Genomic DNA, 561 nt, shown 5'->3' on the forward strand with positions numbered 1-561 from the left:
AGCAATATTTAATAGCTTGAAATGATGAAGAGCTCTGTGTTTGTCTTCCTGCCTCCAGTTCGCCGGGCATTCAACATAAAAACTGATAGCACCCGGAGTTCCGGAAACGAAATTTGCATATACCCATTGCTCACGAAAAAAAATGTCCTTGTCGATATAGGGATGAATCGCTTGGTGTACCTCATCTACTGCGAAAACTTGACCTTTCTCTCCCATATTGCAGTCGCGGCACGATGGAACTAAATTAATAGGCATCACCGAAAATTCAGGATAATGTGCAATAGGAAGAAAATGATCTATATTTTTTGTCTGTCCTATATCACCACAAAATGGACATTTTTCACCTGATGAAACAAGCATGTCATCGTAATATGTTCTAGCGGGTTTGTTTTTATCTCGGAGATTATTTTCATAAAGCTTTTCTAATTTAACCTTTGTCAGGTTACCAACTACTAAGGTTGTAGGCTCAAGAGGGTGTGTCCTGTCGTAGGTAAATAACTGACCTGTCGAGCTTAATATTCTATATTGTTGTTCTTTCTGCAAAAAAGTGGGGAAGTGAGT

Annotated in this window: 1 protein-coding gene; it reads right to left on the bottom strand. The window is 39.0% G+C overall.

All coding sequences use genetic code 11. The annotated features are described in order from the left end of the window. On the bottom strand, nucleotides 1-561 hold a 561-nt coding region (locus ABEA04_RS22965), incomplete at both ends, for an HNH endonuclease (protein WP_345464704.1).

Origin of the sequence: Nocardioides marinquilinus, assembly GCF_039543705.1 — a bacterium.
Lineage (GTDB): Bacteria > Actinomycetota > Actinomycetes > Propionibacteriales > Nocardioidaceae > Nocardioides > Nocardioides marinquilinus.